The organism is Psychrobacter sp. Ps2 (assembly GCF_022129405.1).
Lineage (GTDB): Bacteria > Pseudomonadota > Gammaproteobacteria > Pseudomonadales > Moraxellaceae > Psychrobacter.
The window spans coordinates 31,269-51,753 of the sequence record NZ_JADQAM010000051.1; the positions used below are offsets into that span (position 1 = coordinate 31,269).

A 20,485-nucleotide genomic window follows, 5' to 3' on the forward strand; every position below is an offset into this window, starting at 1 on the left:
CTAAGTTATTTTGGTTCACGCATTTTTGCAATAACCGCAAGTTCTTTAGCAAGTGGATTACGCTTGTGGTAACGGTTATAAAAATAATTGATCAATAAAATGGCTGTAACGAAAGTAGCAAAACTGGCCATCAAAAAAAACAAATCGCTATAAGCGGAGACAGTTGCTTGGCGTTGAATCCCTTGCAACACTTGGCTCATCGCGGCCACATTCGCTTGCGCTGCGTCCGTCGTTTGGTTTGACAATACACTACGAGTACTGGCAATTTGAGCGCTGAACGTAGGATCACCCAAATTCAGTGAGCTGACCATATCTGCATAATGCACTTGTGTACGAATGGTCGTAAATGCCTGAATAGCCGCTGCACCTGCCAGTCCACCAACCGTTTGGGAAATACCAAAGATAACCGAAAAACTAATGATATAAGCAGGGCCACTAGCAATAGCCCGCAAGAATCCTTCGAAAACCAAAGGTCCCATGAAATATACCGCGGCAAATGCAATCAAAAACTGGCTAATATAAAACATATAGGGTGCGGAGTTGATAGAGACCCCAACGTCCATCCAAGAACCTAAGGCAATCAATGCCACTGCAAAAATAACGGGACGGCGCAAGTCCATTGGATTGGTACTAAAAATACTAATCACCAAAGCCAACACACTGGCAGCCATTATGACAGCATAAAAAGTAACCAGCTGATCGTTACCATAACCCAAATTAGCAAGTAGGCCTGCAGCACCGACATTTTGTTCAGATAGCAAAATTCGCATGACTGCGCCAGTAATCATAAAGGCAATAATATTGCGGCTACGCATCCAGCGGACTTGTAGCATTGGGTTTTTGCGATGTGTTTCAATCCATAGAGCGATGCCAATCCCAACAATAGCAATCATAAGTGGATAGACGAGCCAAGGCGTCGTCCACCATAAAATCCTACCTTGTACCAAAATAACAGCCAGTGCCGCCAAACCGCTCGCAAAAAAGGCAAAGCTTAAAAAATCGAGTTTCTCAAATACTTTTTCGGTATTACCTGGCGGTAGCTCCAATATATTAATCAGCCCAAAACAAATCAGTGCCAAACCAAATTGAAATAAAAATAAATTTTCAAGCTGACCGTCGATGGCGAGATAGGGCGAGATGATTCGTGATAATGGAATACCAAACTGCACCAAGCCAAAACCCAATATTAAGCCACTGGTCCGCTTGACGGTTGGCATGCCTTGCAAACAGTAGAATAACCCTAAAATGGTCATGCCACTTGCCACCATACCACTAAGTCCCCTGGCGACAATCTCTAGGTAATAAGGCTCAATTCCTATATTAGGTGTGTCTAACAAGTGACTGCTGATCAGCCACTGTAGACTGGTGGCGGCTAACAAAAATGACAGGGTGATTTTGCTAAAAAGTGACATACCAAATTGTTGGCGAATTTTGTACAGCAGAACGGTGATACAGGCATTGGTCATATTATAGCTAACAGATATCCAGCCACCTTCAGCTGGCGTTAAGCCCAGTTGACCCTGAATTTGAGTAAGATTTGCGACGAGCAGACCGTTTTGGAAACTGGCAGTGAGACCAACGAAAATTCCGATCAGTAAGTAAAATAATTTGCGGCGTGCAGGATGATCAGGATTGGCAGGAGAGCCCACCATTATCGGTTGTTCGTGGGGCTTAAACTGATATTCATTACTCATGGACGTACCATAATCTGTATAAGGAAATAGAATGGCATAGAACAGATTCCAGACGCAAAATCAGGTCAGTACGATGAATGTTCATAGCTTAAAAACAGCGGAGTTACTGATATAAATGCTGGTCAAACTGGAAAGATAACCCAAAAAATTCAGAAAGGATTTTATCATAACTTTTATCGTGCTTTTGTCATCGACACGTAATTCATGGATGGTGCTGAGCAATTTGTTTGGTTGCTCTATAGTTTAATGCTCTCATATGACATTGATGACTATAATTCGATGGTTACTCATGCAATCATAAAATAAAGCACGCATAAAAAACAGCTCTATACAGAGCTGTTTGTGTGTATCGGAAAATTGGTCTGTCAGTTATGATGCAATGCTAAACGGATTGGTCGTACTTAGCCTCTAGCTGCATAGCGCGCTGATAGCTATCGAGACTGGCAAGCGCTTCAGCATACTGCCTGATATTCGGGTAAGCGTCGAGTTTTTGACGCTTAGCGAGAATGATTAAGTCAAATGACAACATAAAGTCAGCACCGCTTAGCTTATCACCCACAATGAACGACTTACCTTTAACCGAAGCATCCAGATATTCAAACAATCTGGTTTTTTCTGTATCGATATAGCCATTCAAAAACTCATTGTCATTGATGCCTGCTTTATTAGTAAATAGCTCAAGCATTAATGGCAACATCAGCGAGCTTTCTGCAAAGTCAATCCACTGTAGATAATACCCATAGTCCGAGCTGTCTGTCGCAGGACGTAGACGCTCGGGCGCAAATCGCTCAATCAGTAACTCAGTAATGGCCCCTGATTCAGCATAAATTTGGCCGTCCATCTCGATAACTGGAGATTTACCGAGTGGGTGAACTGCCTTCAGGGAATCTGGTGCCAAATGAGTCTTGGCATCGCGCTGATGACTGACCACTTCATAAGGCACGCCTAGCTCTTCTAAGAGCCAAAGCGTACGCAACGAACGTGACTGATTAAGGTGATGTAAGCGAATCATGATATTAACCTTTGAGCTTGTTGATCAAACGCGTAGCCGCTTCTTCTGAAGATGCTGGGTTTTGACCAGTGATCAATAAACCATCTTCCACGACAAACGATTCCCAATCGGCCGCTTTTTCATAGTTACCACCGTTGGCTTTCAAGACATCTTCTACTAAGAAAGGCACCACGTCTGTTAAGCCAGCCGCTTCTTCTTCTGAGTTGGTAAAGCCAGTAACGGTTTTACCTTTTACTAAGTACTCGCCATCAACTTTGACGCTTTTAAGCGCGCCAGGTGCATGACAAACAAAGGCAACAGGCTTGTCTTGCTTGACGAAATTCTCGATCAATTCGATAGAGTTCTTATCTACTGCCAAGTCCCACAATGGACCGTGACCACCTGGATAAAAGACTGAATCAAAATCTTCTACTTTCATGTCAGCAAGTTTCTTGGTATTGGCCAAGTGCTCTTGCGCCTCTTTGTCGTCTTTAAAACGCTTGGTATCTTTGGTTTGTGTATCTTCAGTATCGCTACTAGGATCTAGTGGTGGCTGACCACCTGCAGGAGACGCTAGAGTAACATTGGCACCCGCATCGAGAAACGCATAGTAAGGAGCTGCAAACTCTTCTAGCCAAAAGCCAGTTTTCTTGCCAGTATCGCCTAAACGGTCATGAGAAGTTAGTACCATTAAAATGTTCATAATTATCCTTGTTTATTATTTATGTGTTAGTAACTATATAGCCAACAGTCATAAGTTTTACGTTGCATCACTATCTGCTTTACTTAATTAGCCTAGTTTTACTTAATTAGCCTAAATGCACATAATGACTGTTAGCATTATTCCTGCTTTGTGAGCAACTTTCAGTAGTAATATTAGCAATTTATGTTGTTAAGTAGTTATTCATAACGATTGCTAACTGTCAGCAGCAGCTTAACTAGTCAATGTTTAACCAATAACTATTTAACGTCAGATACTTTGATTACGGTTTTACCAAAGTTATCACCGTTTAACATACTGACAAATGCATCTGGGGCATTATCTAGACCGTCAGTAATGTGCTCTTTGGTTTTTACTTCGCCTGACTCTACCCATTTGCTCATAGTTTCTAAGAACTCTGGAAAGTGGTCGCCGTACTCTTCAAAGATAATGAAACCTCTGACAGTTAGGCGTTGACTTAAGATAAGACCCATCAACATACCTAGGCGATCTTTGCCATCCGGTAAATCAGTGGCGTTGTACTGCGATACCAGACCACATACTGGAATACGTGCGTGGTCGTTAAGTAACGGCATTACCGCATCAAATACTTTACCGCCAACGTTTTCATAGTAGATGTCGATACCATCTGGACATGCTGCTTTTAATTGCTCAGCGAAGTCGTCAGCTTTGTGATCGATACAGATATCAAAGCCAAGCTCATTGACTGCAAAGTCGCATTTCTCTTTGCCGCCTGCCACACCGACAGTGCGCAGACCATATTGATTACCCACTTGACCGACAGTGGCACCGACGGGTCCAGTTGCTGCTGCCACAACTAAAGTTTCGCCTTTTTGTGGTTTACCGATATCAGTCAGACCCATGTAACCGGTGAACCCTGGCATACCTAACACGCCTAAACCATAAGAAGGGTTAGACATGTTTTTGTCTAGTTTCAAGACGCCTTCGCCATCACTGACACTGTAGTCCTGCCAGCCTGAGTTTGATACGACTAAGTCGCCTACCGCGAAGCTATCGATATTTGACTCGACCACTTGTGCCACGGTACCACCCATGATGACGTCACCGACTTCTAATGGGTCTGCATAGCTCTTGGCATCACTCATACGTCCACGCATATATGGATCTAGTGATAGATATACAGTGCGTAGTAGCATCTCGTTATCGTTTGGCGTTGGGATGTCGCTGGTTGTCATGTCAAAGTTGTCAGCGGTTGGTTCGCCGTTCGGGCGGCTGGCAAGTTTGATTTGACGGTTGGTTTGTTGATTCTGCTCTTTATCGAAGCTCATAGTAGGACTCCTTTATATTTATTAATTGTCATTATTATAGGGGTGTTAAAAGTAGTAGCTACTCAGCATGGAATAGCCACTACTATAAATAGCATAACGATATGTAGTTATTGTTACTGTCGCGATTTTTCTTATAATGTTCTGACAGTTCTTGCTATAGCGCTTACTAAGACGCTTTGCTAGTCACAGCACGCTGCAAGATACGACGTGATACTTCTAGGTCGTTGATACCATGTTCACCAAGCTTAACCATGTTATGCACTTCAAGCTGCTTGATAATTGGATCAATCGCTGATTCCGTCAAGTCAACATCTTCTAGGCTAACTGGCAAGCCAAGCTCGCGGAAGAAGTTTTCAGTGTAAACAATAGCCGTTTCGATGATCGCATCGTCATCTAGGTCAGTATCGGTAATGTTCCATACGTTACGCGCATATTGAAGCAGTTTTTCTTTTTTGCTTTCTTTCAGCTCACGCATGACTGATGGTAATACGATGGTTAGCGTACGTGCATGATCGATAGCGTGTAGTGACGTCAGCTCATGACCAACCATGTGAGTTGTCCAGTCTTGTGGTACACCAGTACCGATCAGACCGTTCAATGCCATGGTTGCTGTCCACATAATGTTTTTACGTGTTTCTAGGTTTTCTGGATCTTGCTTAACAACTAGACCTTCATCGATAAGGATTTTAAGCAAGCTTTCAGCAAAGGCATCTTGTACTTTAGCGTTTACTGGGTAAGTCAGATATTGTTCCATTACATGAACAAATGCATCAGCCACACCATTCATAACCTGACGCTCAGGCAAGGTAAGTGTCTTGATTGGATCTAGAATTGAGAATTTAGGGAAGGCAAGTGGGTTACCAAATGGTAGTTTTGCTTGACGTTCGCTATAGTTGATCACGCCGCCTGAGTTCATCTCAGAACCTGTTGCTGGGATAGTCAATACAGCACCCAAGTCGACAGCAGAATCGATGTTTTTGCAATAACCAGTTAAGGCATCCCAAGCTTGGTCACGTGAGACAGTGCCGTCTTCTTCAGTTAATGAAGAAACGAGTGCGACAAATTTGCTGCCGTCAATCACAGAACCACCGCCAACTGCTAATAAGAAGTCGATGTTGTGCTCATTAACCATATCAGCGGCTTTAAGTAATGTGGTGAATTCTGGGTTAGCTTCAATGCCACCAAATTCAAATACAGTACGGTTACCGCTTGCCGCTAATGCAGTTTTTACTTCGTCTAAAGTACCAGTACGCTGTGCTGAACCACCACCATAAGTAATGAGGACACGCGCATCGGTAGGGACTAGGTCTGATAATTGTTCGATTTGACCTTCACCAAAAACGATGCGGACTGGATTGTAATATTGAAAGTTATTCATAAAATTCCTAATGTTGATAAAAATGGTTCCGCCAAATATGTTGACGTTAAACAATGAGTGGTAAGCAATGCTTATTTTGCATTTGCTCTAAATGCTTGATGCGCATTGTACACCAATTAGACCAGTCGTCTAGTGGTTGTTTATAAATGATTACAAAACTCTCATACAACGTTTTTACCAAGCATTAGGTTTCTAAATAAAAATATGATGTGTGGGCGCAAACATAAGCCCCCAATTTAGGGAGGAGGCTGTAATACCGAGAACGTTACTGTTTATTATCTTATTATCAACGTCCCATCTGAGTCGTCGTCATTTGCCAAATTTCCGCTAGGGGCGTATTCGTTTGGCTGATCTTAGCCATTAGGCTGGCACCAAGCCACGCGAAATACCAACGTTTGGCCATACTCTCAGCTGATATATTGTTGTGGCGAGGTACAGACCCATCTATCCAGCCTGCCTTGATCTGCTCGGCGAGCCACATGGTCGTTTGTTGATAGCCGGTATCAAGTGCTTTACGCATGGTTTCTGATATATCAGCCACTTCTGCGCTTAGCTTCACTACCAAGCATTTCTCGTGATCACAGCCGTTCTGCTGGGTGTCGTACCAGTTTTGGAAGTAATCATATAGCTTTTGCTGGGCGCTCACATTTTGTGCATCGATGATATCAAGACGAGCTTTATATAAGCTGAAGTAATGATTGATGATGGCCTCACCAAAGGTTTCTTTTGAGGCAAAATAATGATAAAAAGAGCCTTTAGGCACGCCAGCTGTGTCTAAGATTTGTTTGAGGCCGACAGCGGTAAAGCCTTTTTTGGCTATTAATTGGTAACCAGTGGCAAGCAAATGAGCTTTGGTATCGGGTGTGGTGCTAGTGTCTGTGATATTAGACATAAATAGAATTTTCTCCCTTGATAATCGTAGTAATAGGGTCGTCAGGTTTCATTTGAGCGTCATGTCGATGGCATATTCTAATGCTATATATTTATATGTGTTACGTTTTATCGACAATATTGGCTGAAAAAATAGTCCTGTTTTATTAATAGCTATGGTAGCATTAGACCAGTCGTCTATCAAGGTGGGTTTTGTTGTTATCCGTTACCGTTAGTATTTATTGCTAAAGATCATTTTTCATTAGAGCTTTTTTTAATTGATGACTATTGATTGATAGCTCGGTAACGATTTCAGACTTACTATTTGCCAGATATTTTCTCATTATGATATCGCCGACTTAATAATTTTATTTTAATAATCGAAAACCAATACTCAACACAACAAATTAAAAATAAGGATGATTATGTCAACCAATACTACGAGTGCGTACAGTGACTTCCATTTGCAGTTTATCGCTGGTGAATGGCAGACTGGTAAAGACGATAGCACCAACACCAATACCAACCCATATAACGGTGATACGCTTGTAGAGATCCAACAAGCCACCAAAGATCAGTTAAACGAAGCTTATGATGCTGCGACCCAAGCTCAAGAAGCGTGGGCCAAGCAGACACCAGCAGCGCGTGCCGCAGTATTATATAAAGTGGTCAACATACTGGATCAGCGCCAAGAAGAAATCGTTGATTGGCTAATCAAAGAGTCGGGCAGTACTCGTATCAAAGCCATGGTCGAGTTCGGTGCAACGCGTGCGATTACCCTGGAAGCAGCGACATTCCCTAATCGCGTCCATGGTGAGATTCGCCCATCGAACACCCCTGGTAAAGAAAACTTCATTTATCGTGAGCCAATCGGTGTTGTCGCTGTCATTAGCCCATGGAACTTCCCACTACACTTAACGCAGCGCTCTATCGCGCCTGCCTTAGCACTTGGTAACGCAGTGGTACTCAAGCCTGCTAGCGATACGCCAGTGACAGGTGGTCTGTTACTTGCAAAAGTGTTTGAAGAAGCAGGTCTACCAAAAGGCCTGTTAAACGTGGTTGTGGGTTCAGGTAGCGAGATAGGCGATGCAATCGTTGAACACAAAGCATCAAGTTTTGTGTCATTCACAGGATCAACTTCAGTGGGTAAACACATCGGTGAGCTAGCTAATGGTGGTGAGCATATCAAACAAGTGGCACTTGAGTTAGGTGGAAACAGTCCATTTGTTGTACTCAAGGATGCAGATATTGATCAGGCAGTAAAAGCAGCCGTGTTCGGTAAGTTCTTGCATCAAGGCCAGATTTGTATGGCTATTAACCGAATTATTGTTGAAAATGAAGTGTACGATGAGTTTGTAGAGCGTTTCTTGTCTCATGTCAAAACGTTACAGGTAGGTGATCCTAACGATCAAGGTACTGCTATTGGCCCAATCATCAATGAGAAACAAGTTCAGTCACTTAGAGATAAGATTGATGAGGCACAGAAAGAAGGCGCAAAAATGCTCTTGAGCGGTGAAATCAATGGTCAATTAGTCCCGCCCCATGTCTTTACCGAAGTTACTAGAGAGATGGATATTGCCTATAATGAAATATTTGGACCATTGATAGGCATTATTCGAGCCAAAAATGAAGAGGATGCTTTGTCGATAGCTAATGATTCTATGTATGGCTTATCTAGTGCGGTGTTTACCGCAGACATGCAAAAAGGTTTACGTTTCGCTCGTGGTATCCGAGCAGGTATGACCCATATAAATGATATTCCAGTAAACGATGAAAGTAACGTGGCTTTTGGTGGTGAGAAAAATTCAGGTATCGGCCGTTTCAACGGTGAGTGGGTACTAGAAGAATTCACCAGAACACATTGGATCTCAATGCAAAATGAGCCACGTGAATATCCGTTCTAATTGTCCTAAAATAGAATGCTAATAGCTAGGGCGTGTCCTCAATTCAAACGAGTGCCCTCTAAATGGGCTAAAAACAGCTAAATTTTGCCAAACATCGTCAAATAGTTGGTCAATATCTCGATATTATCTGCACTATTTTCCTCGTTTGACGGCAATTTATCTCATTTTTATCACCATTTTTAAAATGAGGACACGCCCTAGTAAAAAAGACCGCTTTGATAGCGGTCTTTTTTTGTGAGACATTCAGTGTTTTACTGAGAGCGATATATTTGAAAGCTAGTCAATAAGTTATCTGGCATGAAAGCCAAGTAATCCTTCAATTTCTTCCATCGTCATCCGTCTTACCAGTGCTTGCTCTTCTACTGACAAGCGATTGGTATGTTCTTTTATCATTGTATGAATACTCCGCGATATCTCAGAGGTGGTCGCGTAATACATTTGAGGCTGTTCCTTTGTCAATCTCATCAAAAATCGATTAATAAGTTTACGCTTTTCATCTGATTTATTTTCTTCAGTCGTAGTATTATTTTGAGTCATGATGTTCTCCTAGAGGTAAGCCATTTAAGCAGTCAGACACATGAGAGTCAATGCTTATAAGTGGTTTCTGGGGCTGAGCGCATTGCCTTACAAGTATTAGGCTCGCATCATAGTTGAATGCTAAGTATGTTTTACACTGTATATGATATTTCAAGACTAAAGACTAAATATTAAAAATTAAAAATAATAGATAAGCGCTAAACAGCCAGAAGGATAAAATATGTCAAATCAGGCAGCGAACAACTCAGAGAATAACTCAGCGAACAGAAATGTCACATTGGTGCTATTCCATAATGACTTGCGGGTAGCGGACAATGCCACTTTATTGAAAGCATCTAAGATATCCATTAATGGAAAGCTGCTATTGGTTTACGCGTCATCGTTGACAGATATATTAGATAATAAAGACCATTACGATGCCTATCGCTATGAGGCTATGGGCCAAGCCCGCCAGCAGTTTTTGCATGAGAGCCTAGCTGATTTAAATGCGTCATTGATGCAGCGGGGTAATAGGTTGCTTTATTTACAGAAAGACGATGAAGCATTGGACGTCTTTACTCAGTTGAATGATCTAATAGCGCAGCAACAAGTGACAGATATCTGCATCAGTCAAACGGCAGATTATAATCAAAACAAAGTATATGACCTTCTACAGGTGAAATATCCAGAGATACAGTGGCACATTCAAACAACGGCAACTTTGTTTGATGAGTTACCGTTAGAGCAGTTGCCCAAAAGCTTTACGCAATTTCGTAAACAAATCGAAACTGATTATGATTTGCTACATGCAGAAAAAGATATAGTAATTTATCCAACGCCAGAATCACTTGCTCCATTACCTGACAATATGCATAGTAGGAACGAGTACTTTTTTGAATCTCAGTTGTCTAATGAGGCAGGGCATGATAAACCATCACAGCAGCTATCCAGTTTTAGAGGTGGTGAGTTAAATGGCCTGAATCACTTACATAGCTATTTTGACTCCGATGCGCCCAGCACTTATAAAACTACCCGAAACGCGCTAGATTACTGGACACATTCTACGAAGTTCTCCGCTTGGCTTGCAAACGGATCGCTATCTGTAAACACAGTATTAAATCGTCTACGTCGTTATGAGCGCGATATGATCGCAAATGATTCTACCTACTGGATATGGTTTGAGCTGCTGTGGCGTGAGTATTTCTATTGGTATGCTGTTACCCACCAGAAAAAGTTATTTTGGTTTAAAGGAATCGCTCAGCACGCGCCTTCAACTCAATTGATTGAGAGTCTGTTAGCACAATGGAAAAATGGTACGACACCGTATCCTATCGTCAATGCTTGCATGAACCAATTGCGCACGACAGGCTATATGTCGAATCGCGGGCGACAACTGGTTGCCAGTTGCTTTATTCACGAGCTAGGGCTTGATTGGCGTTACGGGGCAGCTTACTTTGAGCAACATCTTGTTGATTACGATGTCGGCAGTAATTGGGGTAATTGGCAATATTTGGCAGGCGTCGGCGCTGATCCAAGAGGATGCAGACAGTTTAATCTCGACAAGCAAACCCAGCAATACGATCCAAACGGTGAATTTATCCGTCAGTGGCAAGCAACACTCAAAAGAGTGATTAATGTATGTTGAAAACCTCCACTCAACAGGTGACAACTATTATTAGACTAATCATAAGATAGGTTTAAACAATGAAAAAGCCCAGTCCTTATCTCACTTTTGCAGGTGCTATTCCGTTTGTCGCCTGTGCATTTTTGCTGATGATAGACGTTGTTACCGTGCCTATGCTTGGTTCAGTACTCGATGTATTGAGTGCTTATGGACTAGTGATTGGCTCATTTATGGCAGGTGCGCATTGGGGTAATCATTTAGATTTAGCTGAAGACAATAAGTGGGCAGTTAGGCTTCCATTATATAGCAATGTCATTGCGCTTGGCCTTTGGCTTGGGTTTTTAATCTTATCAGCCAGCAGTTTTATTTGGCTATTAGTGATTGGGTTTATAAGTCTGTTGGTTATTGATTATAGCCTTCATCAAGCGCAGATTATCAGTCACACATATTTTAAAGTTAGGCAGTATGTCACGGCGATAGTGGTCATATCGTTAGTCATCGCGGTATTACAGTTGTAAGTGGTATTGACTAAGTCATGTCTAAATAATAGCTAAAGAACAGACAGATTGCTTTCTCTATTTTTATATAGTCAAATCCATATAAATCCGCTACATCGTCATCCTCGCTAAGCATACTAATGTATAACTTGCGCTCGGTTTCCTTGTATCGAAATTATTTGAATTCAACTATACTTGAGATTTTGCTTCTAGAGATTTCCGTAGGCGCTGCACTTTAATGGATAGAATATTTCAATAATCAGACTAAAGATTTATAAAGTTCATTTAAAATGAATGTTATAATTAAAGCCATCTATATTCTTTAAGAAGATGGCTATGCAATCTATCAAGTTACCTAGAAAACCACCAAGCTCTCCGCATCCTATCCTTAATTTAAGCTTTCGCATATTTTTTAGTGCTGCTGCGCTATTTGCCGTAGTAACGATGCTGCTATGGGCGTTTATGTTTACTGGTCACACGGATATCGATGCACAGGTTTTGAACCCGTTATACTGGCATGGCCATGAAATGGTGTATGGTTATGCCTTGGCAGTGGCAGCCGGGTTTTTGCTAACCGCGGTCCAGACATGGACAGGGGTGATGATGCCGCATGGTTATAAATTGCTAGGTATCTTTATCTGTTGGTTGCTGGCACGTCTGAGCTGGTTGGGTTTTGGGCTTGGCATGACGCTCATAGGTGATAGTATCTCGTGGCTATATATAGCAGCCATTTTTGATGTAGTATTTGTCGCCTCGATGGCATATGTAATATGTCGAGCAGTATGGCAAGTTAAACAATATAAGCAAACGGGTATCTTGGCAAAACTGGCACTATTGACCTTTGGTAACGGACTTTGCTATTGGGGCATTATCAATGCTGATATGAACACAACCAAGATAGGTATTTATCTGGGGTTTTATTTGATTATCGGACTCGTGCTGACGATTGGCCGACGCGTGGTACCATTTTTTATTGAACGCGGTCTCAGTATGGGTATAGGTATGGAAAAGTCAGAACCCGTTAAGCTACGTAATAGTAAAGGACAAGATATCGCAAGCTTAGTATTTTTCTTGGCTTTCTTTATTAGTGATGTGTTTTATCCAAATAAATATTTGCTGACGGTTACCGCGCTCGGTGTAGCAGTGATTAATATCGTTCGTCTGATAGGATGGTATCATCAAGGTATTTGGCAAAAGCCATTGCTTTGGTCGTTGTGTATTGCGTTTTTGGGCATGTGTTTGAGTTTCTTATTGTATGCACTACAACCTTGGCTCGGTTATCCGCACAGCATCGCTATGCATGGACTGGCGATTTCTGGTGTTGGTATGATGACGTTAGCCATGATGACTAGAGTATCTCTGGGACATACGGGTCGCAGTATTCATCAACCGCCAAAAACGGTAAACGTGATGTACGGTTTGATGGTCTTAGTATTTATCAACCGCGTACTATTACCGTTAGTAGATATGAGTCATTACCTAATGTGGATTATGATGGCGCAAAGTGCTTGGATTGCGTGTTTTGTGCTATTTTGCATCAGTTATCTGCCAATGCTGGCACGTCCTCGGCCTGACGGTTTATTTGGTTAAAGCGGGCTAACGATACTGTTTACAAATGCTTGTCCAAATGTTATTACCAAAAATGCGACTTACTTTGTCTAGGGAGTGTCATCAATTAGCACATTGATGCAATTTATGGCCTTAAAATGGCTAAACTGTGTCAAAGTTCTTGTCAATATGTTCATATTCACTGCGAACTTTTCCTTATTTAGCATGAATTTATCTTATTTTAATGCTCATAATCTAATTGATGACACGCCCTAGCTTAATATATAAAATTTATAAAAATAGGAGCGCAAGTACATGCGACTGACCAATTATAGTGACTATGCGCTACGCTCATTGATTTATTTAGCCGTGAGACCAGATCCATTATTATTGGCTAATATTAGCGATATCGCTGACAGCTATGGTATTTCTAAAAGTCATTTGACCAAGATTATTCATCAGTTGGGCCAACTGGGTTATATAGAAAGTGTGCGCGGCAAAAATGGCGGCATACGATTGGCACGTGCACCTAAAGATATAAATTTGGGCATATTGATCAAACAGATAGAGCCTGATTTTAATCTGGTAGAGTGCTTTGCCGTACCAGTGATTCATAAGGATAGTGAGCAGGGCGTTCATCAGACGGATTTGCCAGTGATATTCATTGAGGAAGAAAAGAATAAATCACTAGGCTGCGTGATTAGTCCAGCCTGTCAGCTAAAAAGCGTGTTTTTTGAAGCACTCACCGCATTTGTCAATGTGCTTGAGCGTTATACATTGGCAGATATTCTTAACAATGAAGATGAGTTAGCTACTTTGCTGTTTCGATAATAAGTTTCGGTAATAGCTTCGATACGATTATAACCAGCTCACAAAAATGGGTCGCTACACTAGTAAATACAGTAATAGCGACCCGTTTTTATATTTATCAAACATATATGTCTAAGGTGTGAGAAATTAAGCATTTTCTAGTTTTGGACGTGCTTTCTTAACGGCTTTCACCAGTGCTTTCTCAAACCCACTTTCTTTGAACTGAACAAGATAAGAGTGCGCAGCGCAGAAATTGCGTACGTCACGCCACTCATGAGCCAAATTGGTCGCCCAGTCGCAATATTGCGCGCCAGCATTTGGCTCGTTTTTCAGTGCTTTTTTGGTCGTAGGATGTAGTATTAGCTCAGGCAATACAGCTTCTAATAACTTCGTTGGTGGACTCATAAAAGTATCATCTACGTGCAAGCTTTGACTGGCAGGATGATAGGCTAATAGAGAGCCTGCATGAATCATTTCATTAGGCGATATATAATAAATGCCCTCTGACATTGAAAACTTAAGCTCAGGATAGCGTGCAGCGACTGCGTCACTTTCAACCAAGTCATCTGCCCAATCGATTTCTGGTACTTTTTTATGATGACGGCTACTGCCATAAAAGGTGGCTTGCGGGAAGTCTTTGGCCATTTGAGCACAGCTGACTGTATGAAAAGGATGTACGTTCAGCACCGCTTCGACATCTTGACTATTGTTAGTGAGTGCCATGACCTCATCTCGAACATCACCCGTTAGGGCGTAACTGTCCAAAAAGATAAATTTCCCTGATGGTAGTTTGATCAGAGAGCATTGAGTGCCAATATTTAACACACCACCGAGACGGAATGTTCCGCGTATGTTCCAAAACCCCGCGCCTAAATCATGAATATGATCAGTCATTTATAATTTTCCTCGTCTAGTAAATTAAATAAAGTATGTAAATAAAACAAAGCTACTTTTTCACTGTAAGCTTCATCTTTCGAGCTGTTTTAATGGTATGTGTTCTAACTCTTTACGCCTTTATGTTTGTTTTTATGCCTTCTCAAGCTCAGGGCGAGCCAAATCAATCGCTGATATAAGTGCTGACTCAAATTGACCTTCCTCAAATATCACCAATCCCGAATGCGCACCGCAAAAATGACGACCATCGCGCCACTCGTGTGCTAGCTCTACTGCCCAATCACAATAGTGCTTAGCTGCGTTTGGCTCATCTTTGAGCGCTTTTTTGGTAGTAGGGTGTAAGCCTAGGTTAGGCTGCACGGCGTTCAACAACTTGGAAGGGGGTATCTCAAAGGTATCATCGACATAAATGCTTTGGCTGGCAGGATGATAGACCAATAAGGAGCTGGCATGAACCGTCTCGTCAGGTGAGATATAATGGATGCCTTGAGGGATAGAAAATTTGAGTTCAGGGTAGCGCGCAGCAACGGCATCGCTTTCGACCAAGTCGTCTGCCCAGTTGGCTTCAGGTACTTGCTCTGGATGTCGGCTACTCCCATAGAATATTGCTTGCGGAAAGTCTTTGGCCATTTGAGCACAGTGTACTGTATGAAATGGATGAACATTGAGGACAGCTTCGACATTTTGACCGTCATTGGTCAATGCCATGACTTGCTGACGCACATCACCAGTTAATGTATAGCTATCTAAAAAGATAAATCGCTCTGATGATAGTTTTATGAGCGCACATTGAACCCCAATATCAAGTATGCCATTTTTAATAAATGAGCCTCGAATACTCCAAAATCCTGCACCCAAATCATACATTTCATCAGTCATCAAAACTTGCTCCTTAATCGTTCATTTATTTGTAGCACGCTATAGTCGGTTCAATATAATTTGGATACAAGGCAGGCGAGTGAAAGTACTACAAGTTGTAGACTAAGCGAGCCTGACACCGTATCCAATTGATAGAGGATTGACTATATGATTATTAATTTTTATGGGAGTAAAGTCTGTAAGAAAAAAGATAGAAGCAATGTAAATGTGTAAAAATAAAAAAGAGTTGTTATTCAAATGTCATCATTAACAGTGAAAGCTGTTCTTCCTTTCGTAAGTAGATTAAAAAATAGCTTATAAACAGTCTTCGTAATCATAGGCTGAGATACGAGTATCGTCTTTGTAGCTGTCATTGCCACATAAGAATTTATCGAAACGGGTATCACCATTAATATAATGCTGCATCCATGCGATAGCAGGCTTGCTCAATAGCTTTTCGTTAAAACGATGACTGGCACAGAAATGACTGCCGTTGTTAATCTCGACCTTCATTTTTGGACCGTCAGCTTTTTGATAAAAGGTATTGGTATATTTTTTATTCGGGGCGATACGGTCGTTTTCACAAGCGATGAATAGAGCAGGCGTATCCATCGCGCCATAGCTCGTATCGTGATAGGGTGTTTGTGCAATGATGGCTTGCACCGTACTGCGCTCAGTTGCCAATCGTAGCGCACCGCCGCCGCCCATTGACCAGCCAATCGCGCCCAAACGATTTTGATCTATCATATGACCTACTGTTTCATCAGCGATGAGATGATCGAGAGCCGCGCTCAATTGCTCAGCACGGCTATCTGGGTTATCGTAAATGGAGCTAGTATTAATAGTAATAACGACAAATCCCCAAGAGGCCAAACGCGGTCCCCACCATTTGATAGAAGATTCATAAGACACGTAACCTGGCACTACCGCGATACCACCTAGTAGACCACAGTTAGCAGTATCCGTTGGATAGTGTATGGTACCGCCACCAAAGCCATTGGCTGATTGGCGACTCACATGCTTGGACTTTACAGAAAACGGACCATTATCGCGTGTTTTAGTGAGCTCAGTAGCAGTGATAGCGTCATCCTTTATACAGTCTACTACCGCTAATGAGTTTGTAGCGTCGAGTGTTGATCCAACTGGATTGAGACTTTTAACGCTAGTTTCGGACACAGTTATTTCTGCTATGGCCATCGTAGAGAAAACCAATGTACACATCGCGATAATAAGTTTTGAAAGCACCATATTTTTCGTCATAGTAAATTTTATTCTAAAAGGTTGTGTGGTCGTGCACGTCTCTAGGCTAGAAAAGATAGACGCAGGTAATGATTGTGAACTGTCAACGTTATCAATCATTAAAGAAGCTAAATGCGTAGCAAGTGCGTTAATAGCATCTAACCATACTATCCTGTATATGCAGTAAAAGTAACGTTGATCTTGACCTCGTGAGTCGAAAACTGTCTTCACCGTCTCAAGTCGAAATGTGATTCCTAGTCAAGTTTTTCTACGGTAATCTCGAATCCAAATAAAGAATCTATCAAGAGGCAATAACACTTTTAAACCTGAGTATATTAGTGAATGTGCTACCATAATTTGCTTGTCATTATGATAAGCATTTATCGTTTAATAATGGTGCTTTTGCTTATACATTTAGCATAAATCACCGTTATTCCTCTCTACCATCCACGCCAGTGACGGTTATCATTTACAGTCATGGTATAACCAATATAGTCAGATCCCCTGTGAATAATTCTAAAGATCAGATCCAAGATATAACAGCTGTGCCACCAGCTCCCTCCAATCATTCAACGTCGTGGATATTGAAGCTCACAATTGGCCTGATAGGCATGTTTGCTTTTTTGCAAGTGTACTCTATCCAAGCGGTGCTACCGGTCATGATGGTTGACTTTGCTGCGACCGAAGTACAGGCTGGCATGATCGTTGGTGCCACTGTGTTAGCCATTGCCATTATGTCACCATTTCTAGGCATGCTCTCAGATGCAGTCGGGCGCAAGTCATTTATCGTTGGTGCTTTATTGTTTTTAGCGATACCGACAGCGCTCATTGCCCAGAGCTCGAGCATTGAATGGGTCGGCATTTGGCGCTTCATGCAAGGACTGTCCGTACCGGGTATTACGGTGGTGACAATTGCCTATATCGGTGAGGAGTTTGAGGGCCGGGCAATGACTGAGCTGATGTCCTTTTATGTGTCAGGATGCGTGCTTGGCGGCTTTATGGGTCGGTTCTTGTTAGGGCATTTGCATGAGTTGATAGGCTGGCGTCATGGCTACTATGTGATGACGGCGATGACGCTACTAGGGGCGATATGGGTCGGCAAGATGCTACCATCGTCTCGTCACTTTGTGGCCAATCCTAATTTTCGCTCAGCAATACAGACGTTGGGTGAGCATGTCACCAATCGCTATGTGGTAACAGCATGTCTGCTTGGCGCTTGCGTACTGTTCTCCCTTGTAGGCTGCTTCACTTTTATCAATTTACATTTGGCAGATAAGCCTTATGAGCTTGGTACTGGTGCGCTCGCCAATATTTTTGCAGTGTATCTGCTTGGTGTTATTATCACGCCATTATCTACGACATTGCTACGACGGTTCGGCTCAGCGCGTACAGTACGGGTAGCTATCGTCGTATCTATGGTTGGATTGTTATTAACTTTGGTCACGCCATTATGGGGGGTGATTATAGGACTGGCTATTATGTCGTCAGGTGTATTTATCACGCAGTCGGCGACCATCAGCTATATCGCGGTCAATGTGAAAAAGGGTCGCTCATTAGCTTCGGGTCTATATTATATGGGCTACTATACAGGCGGTACGCTAGGGGCATGGCTGGGTGGCATAGCTTATGCGCGAGGGCAGTGGTCTCTTACCGTATGGTTGTTATTGTTTGTGCAGGTAATGGCGTTATTAATAGCCAGTTTTGGAATGATTAAAACCACAGTACGGGCAAAGTGATTGGCTGTCTAATATAGCATATGTTTAGTTAGCCATCTTATGATACTTAATGTAAGACCGCTTTACACAGCGCCGCTTTTTTCTTACTATCAATAACGATGTTATTATAAAAATTAAAATGGTTAGCGCAGTAGATTTTATGCTGCTATTAACTTGATTATTATTGTTATTTATCCCTTATAAGTACGACAAACAAGGAAGTCAAATCTATGTCAAACATTTATCACAGTGCACCATCTGCCTACGATTATCCATTACTGGTCAAGCAATTATTAAGCCGTGCAAAAACGGTATCGCAAGATCAAGAGATTGTGTATGCGGACAAAAAGCGCCTGACTTACAAAGAGCTGTTTGAGCGGATCAATCGTTTGGCCAATGTATTGGCAGACTTAAAGCTTGATGCAGGTGATGTGGTTGCCGTGATGGATTGGGACAGTCATCGCTATCTTGAGTCTTATTTTGCCGTGCCAATGTCAGAGTATGTTTTACAGACAGTCAATATCCGTTTATCACCTGAAAAAATCCTCTACACCATCAACCATGCCAAGCCCAAAGTGCTCATGCTCAACTCTGAGTTTGCGCCATTGGTGAAAGACTATCAGTTCGAGAACTCAAGTATTGAGCATATTATCTGGCTTGATGACAACGGTGTCACTGCTGAAGGTATCTTTGGTAGTAATCAAAGCCGTGTCACAGGCGAATATGAAGCGCTATTAGAAGCTGCCAATAGCGATTTTTATTTCCCAGATTTTGATGAAAATACCATTGCGACGACCTTTTATACGTCAGGCACGACAGGTGATCCAAAAGGGGTTTTCTTTAGTCATCGTCAGCTAGTGCTACATACACTAGCAGAAGCGGCAACCTTGGGTATGCTGCCTGATAAGCAAGGCGTAAGCTATGGTGATGTTTATATGCCGATGACGCCAATGTTCCATGTGCATGCATGGGGTTTTCCGTTTACAGCAACGATGGTCGGTTTAAAGCAAGTCTATCCAGGTCGTTATGCGCCTGATACGTTGATGGACTTAATTGTCAATGAAAAGGTCAGTATCACCCATTGTGTACCAACGATTTTGCAAATGGTACTCAAAGAAGCACAAGACCGCGACGCTAGCTTTAATGGTCTAAAAATGATTATTGGTGGTTCAAGATTGACCGAAGGTCTAGCCAAAACGGCGATGGCACAAGGCATTGAAGTTTACACAGGCTACGGGATGTCAGAGACCGCCCCGCTTATTAGCTTAACGGATTTTAGTCTCGATGAGCCTGAAATGACTGAAGAAGAAGACATTGCCCGTCGTTGTATGACAGGTAAACCCGTACTTATGGTCGATGCTCAGGTATGGGGCGAAGGCAACAAGTCAGTGGGAACTGGGCCAGAAAATACAGGTGAGCTGGTATTACGTGCGCCTTGGTTGACCCAAAGCTATCTTAAAAACGACGACGCTGGCAAAGAGCTGTGGGAAAATGGCTATATGCATACCCAAGATATTGCGTACATACGTCCTGATGGCTATATTAAAATCACCGATCGCTTAAAAGACGTGATCAAATCAGGTGGTGAGTGGATTTCATCATTAGAGATTGAGACCATTTTATCACTACATCCGTCAGTGGCTGATGTGTCAGTGATTGGGGTGCGTGATAAGCAATGGGGTGAGCGTCCGTTGGCTTTGGTGGTGCTAAAGCCTGATGCTAAGGATACTAGTGCTGATGATATCAAAGCGATTGCAGAAAAAGCGGTAGAGCGCGGTATCATTCCTAAGTATGGCGTGCCAAGTCAGTTTAAATTCGTTGATGAGCTACCCAAAACTTCCGTTGGTAAACATGACAAAAAAGTCATGCGTGAGATGTATGCCAATCAAACTGAGATATAATTAGTATTAGTTAAATGTTCAAATATTTGTATTCGT

General features: G+C 42.2%; 17 protein-coding genes. 7 read left to right on the forward strand and 10 right to left on the reverse strand.

Annotation, left to right across the window (positions count from 1 at the left end; all coding sequences use genetic code 11):
- Nucleotides 1-5: 5 nt before the first annotated feature.
- The 6 genes from I3254_RS06795 to I3254_RS06820 all read right to left on the reverse strand — a co-directional run bounded on the left by I3254_RS06795 (nt 6) and on the right by I3254_RS06820 (nt 6,965).
- Complete coding sequence (locus I3254_RS06795; protein WP_238052201.1) at nt 6-1,694, reverse strand: MFS transporter; 1,689 nt, start codon at nt 1,692-1,694, stop codon at nt 6-8.
- A gap of 382 nt (nt 1,695-2,076) precedes the next feature.
- Nucleotides 2,077-2,706, reverse strand: a complete 630-nt coding sequence (locus I3254_RS06800) for a glutathione S-transferase (RefSeq protein WP_238052202.1) — start codon at nt 2,704-2,706, stop codon at nt 2,077-2,079.
- A 4-nt stretch (nt 2,707-2,710) separates the two neighbouring features.
- Nucleotides 2,711-3,388: a type 1 glutamine amidotransferase domain-containing protein gene (locus I3254_RS06805; RefSeq protein WP_238052204.1), complete on the reverse strand. Its 678-nt coding sequence runs from the start codon at nt 3,386-3,388 to the stop codon at nt 2,711-2,713.
- A 257-nt stretch (nt 3,389-3,645) separates the two neighbouring features.
- On the reverse strand, nt 3,646-4,695 hold the full coding sequence (locus tag I3254_RS06810; protein WP_238052205.1) for an NADP-dependent oxidoreductase: 1,050 nt from the start codon (nt 4,693-4,695) through the stop codon (nt 3,646-3,648).
- Nucleotides 4,696-4,861: 166 nt separating this feature from the next.
- Entirely contained in the window at nt 4,862-6,073 is a 1,212-nt protein-coding gene (locus I3254_RS06815) for an iron-containing alcohol dehydrogenase (protein WP_238052206.1), read from the reverse strand.
- A 286-nt stretch (nt 6,074-6,359) separates the two neighbouring features.
- A complete protein-coding gene (locus I3254_RS06820; RefSeq protein WP_238052207.1) occupies nt 6,360-6,965 on the reverse strand; it encodes a TetR/AcrR family transcriptional regulator in 606 nt (201 codons plus the stop codon).
- Between the two features lie 403 nt (nt 6,966-7,368).
- Here I3254_RS06820 and I3254_RS06825 point away from each other — a divergent pair, with 403 nt between their 5' ends.
- Entirely contained in the window at nt 7,369-8,847 is a 1,479-nt protein-coding gene (locus I3254_RS06825) for an aldehyde dehydrogenase family protein (RefSeq protein WP_160021172.1), read from the forward strand.
- Between the two features lie 288 nt (nt 8,848-9,135).
- Here the strand turns inward: I3254_RS06825 and I3254_RS06830 are convergent, their stop codons facing one another.
- The gene (locus I3254_RS06830) at nt 9,136-9,384 is read right to left on the reverse strand and encodes a hypothetical protein (protein WP_057760515.1); all 249 of its coding nucleotides are present in this window, start codon (nt 9,382-9,384) and stop codon (nt 9,136-9,138) included.
- Nucleotides 9,385-9,604: 220 nt separating this feature from the next.
- On the opposite strand from I3254_RS06830, the gene I3254_RS06835 reads away from it, so the two are divergent.
- The 4 genes from I3254_RS06835 to I3254_RS06850 all read left to right on the forward strand — a co-directional run bounded on the left by I3254_RS06835 (nt 9,605) and on the right by I3254_RS06850 (nt 13,863).
- Nucleotides 9,605-11,008, forward strand: coding sequence for a DASH family cryptochrome (locus tag I3254_RS06835; RefSeq protein WP_238052209.1), 1,404 nt, complete (start codon nt 9,605-9,607; stop codon nt 11,006-11,008).
- A 59-nt stretch (nt 11,009-11,067) separates the two neighbouring features.
- Nucleotides 11,068-11,505 (forward strand): DUF3429 domain-containing protein, encoded by a 438-nt coding sequence (locus I3254_RS06840; RefSeq protein ID WP_238052211.1) that lies wholly within the window; start codon nt 11,068-11,070, stop codon nt 11,503-11,505.
- Between the two features lie 315 nt (nt 11,506-11,820).
- Nucleotides 11,821-13,074: an NnrS family protein gene (locus I3254_RS06845; RefSeq protein WP_238052213.1), complete on the forward strand. Its 1,254-nt coding sequence runs from the start codon at nt 11,821-11,823 to the stop codon at nt 13,072-13,074.
- 273 nt (nt 13,075-13,347) lie between these two features.
- Nucleotides 13,348-13,863 carry an Rrf2 family transcriptional regulator gene (locus I3254_RS06850; RefSeq protein ID WP_238052215.1) on the forward strand — a complete coding sequence of 172 codons (516 nt, stop codon included), beginning with the start codon at nt 13,348-13,350 and terminating at the stop codon, nt 13,861-13,863.
- A 126-nt stretch (nt 13,864-13,989) separates the two neighbouring features.
- On the opposite strand, the gene I3254_RS06855 is transcribed toward I3254_RS06850, so the two are convergent.
- The 3 genes from I3254_RS06855 to I3254_RS06865 form a co-directional block, all read right to left on the reverse strand.
- Nucleotides 13,990-14,736 carry a hypothetical protein gene (locus I3254_RS06855; protein ID WP_238052217.1) on the reverse strand — a complete coding sequence of 249 codons (747 nt, stop codon included), beginning with the start codon at nt 14,734-14,736 and terminating at the stop codon, nt 13,990-13,992.
- A gap of 132 nt (nt 14,737-14,868) precedes the next feature.
- A complete protein-coding gene (locus I3254_RS06860) occupies nt 14,869-15,615 on the reverse strand; it encodes a hypothetical protein (protein WP_238052219.1) in 747 nt (248 codons plus the stop codon).
- A gap of 294 nt (nt 15,616-15,909) precedes the next feature.
- Nucleotides 15,910-16,842: a prolyl oligopeptidase family serine peptidase gene (locus I3254_RS06865; protein WP_238052220.1), complete on the reverse strand. Its 933-nt coding sequence runs from the start codon at nt 16,840-16,842 to the stop codon at nt 15,910-15,912.
- Nucleotides 16,843-17,414: 572 nt separating this feature from the next.
- Between I3254_RS06865 and I3254_RS06870 the strand changes: the two genes are divergently transcribed.
- Nucleotides 17,415-18,569 carry an MFS transporter gene (locus I3254_RS06870; RefSeq protein ID WP_346015379.1) on the forward strand — a complete coding sequence of 385 codons (1,155 nt, stop codon included), beginning with the start codon at nt 17,415-17,417 and terminating at the stop codon, nt 18,567-18,569.
- Nucleotides 18,570-18,778: 209 nt separating this feature from the next.
- Complete coding sequence (locus I3254_RS06875; protein WP_238052221.1) at nt 18,779-20,449, forward strand: fatty acid--CoA ligase; 1,671 nt, start codon at nt 18,779-18,781, stop codon at nt 20,447-20,449.
- Nucleotides 20,450-20,485 lie beyond the last annotated feature (36 nt).

Excerpts from the sequence above, each read along its gene's own strand:
- I3254_RS06795 (WP_238052201.1), bottom strand. The coding sequence starts at position 1,694 with ATGAGTAATGAATATCAGTTTAAGCCCCACGAACAACCGATAATGGTG.
- I3254_RS06800 (WP_238052202.1), bottom strand. The coding sequence starts at position 2,706 with ATGATTCGCTTACATCACCTTAATCAGTCACGTTCGTTGCGTACGCTT.
- I3254_RS06805 (WP_238052204.1), bottom strand. The coding sequence starts at position 3,388 with ATGAACATTTTAATGGTACTAACTTCTCATGACCGTTTAGGCGATACT.
- I3254_RS06810 (WP_238052205.1), bottom strand. The coding sequence starts at position 4,695 with ATGAGCTTCGATAAAGAGCAGAATCAACAAACCAACCGTCAAATCAAA.
- I3254_RS06815 (WP_238052206.1), bottom strand. The coding sequence starts at position 6,073 with ATGAATAACTTTCAATATTACAATCCAGTCCGCATCGTTTTTGGTGAA.
- I3254_RS06820 (WP_238052207.1), bottom strand. The coding sequence starts at position 6,965 with ATGTCTAATATCACAGACACTAGCACCACACCCGATACCAAAGCTCAT.
- I3254_RS06825 (WP_160021172.1), top strand. The coding sequence starts at position 7,369 with ATGTCAACCAATACTACGAGTGCGTACAGTGACTTCCATTTGCAGTTT.
- I3254_RS06830 (WP_057760515.1), bottom strand. The coding sequence starts at position 9,384 with ATGACTCAAAATAATACTACGACTGAAGAAAATAAATCAGATGAAAAG.
- I3254_RS06835 (WP_238052209.1), top strand. The coding sequence starts at position 9,605 with ATGTCAAATCAGGCAGCGAACAACTCAGAGAATAACTCAGCGAACAGA.
- I3254_RS06840 (WP_238052211.1), top strand. The coding sequence starts at position 11,068 with ATGAAAAAGCCCAGTCCTTATCTCACTTTTGCAGGTGCTATTCCGTTT.
- I3254_RS06845 (WP_238052213.1), top strand. The coding sequence starts at position 11,821 with ATGCAATCTATCAAGTTACCTAGAAAACCACCAAGCTCTCCGCATCCT.
- I3254_RS06850 (WP_238052215.1), top strand. The coding sequence starts at position 13,348 with ATGCGACTGACCAATTATAGTGACTATGCGCTACGCTCATTGATTTAT.
- I3254_RS06855 (WP_238052217.1), bottom strand. The coding sequence starts at position 14,736 with ATGACTGATCATATTCATGATTTAGGCGCGGGGTTTTGGAACATACGC.
- I3254_RS06860 (WP_238052219.1), bottom strand. The coding sequence starts at position 15,615 with ATGACTGATGAAATGTATGATTTGGGTGCAGGATTTTGGAGTATTCGA.
- I3254_RS06865 (WP_238052220.1), bottom strand. The coding sequence starts at position 16,842 with ATGGTGCTTTCAAAACTTATTATCGCGATGTGTACATTGGTTTTCTCT.
- I3254_RS06875 (WP_238052221.1), top strand. The coding sequence starts at position 18,779 with ATGTCAAACATTTATCACAGTGCACCATCTGCCTACGATTATCCATTA.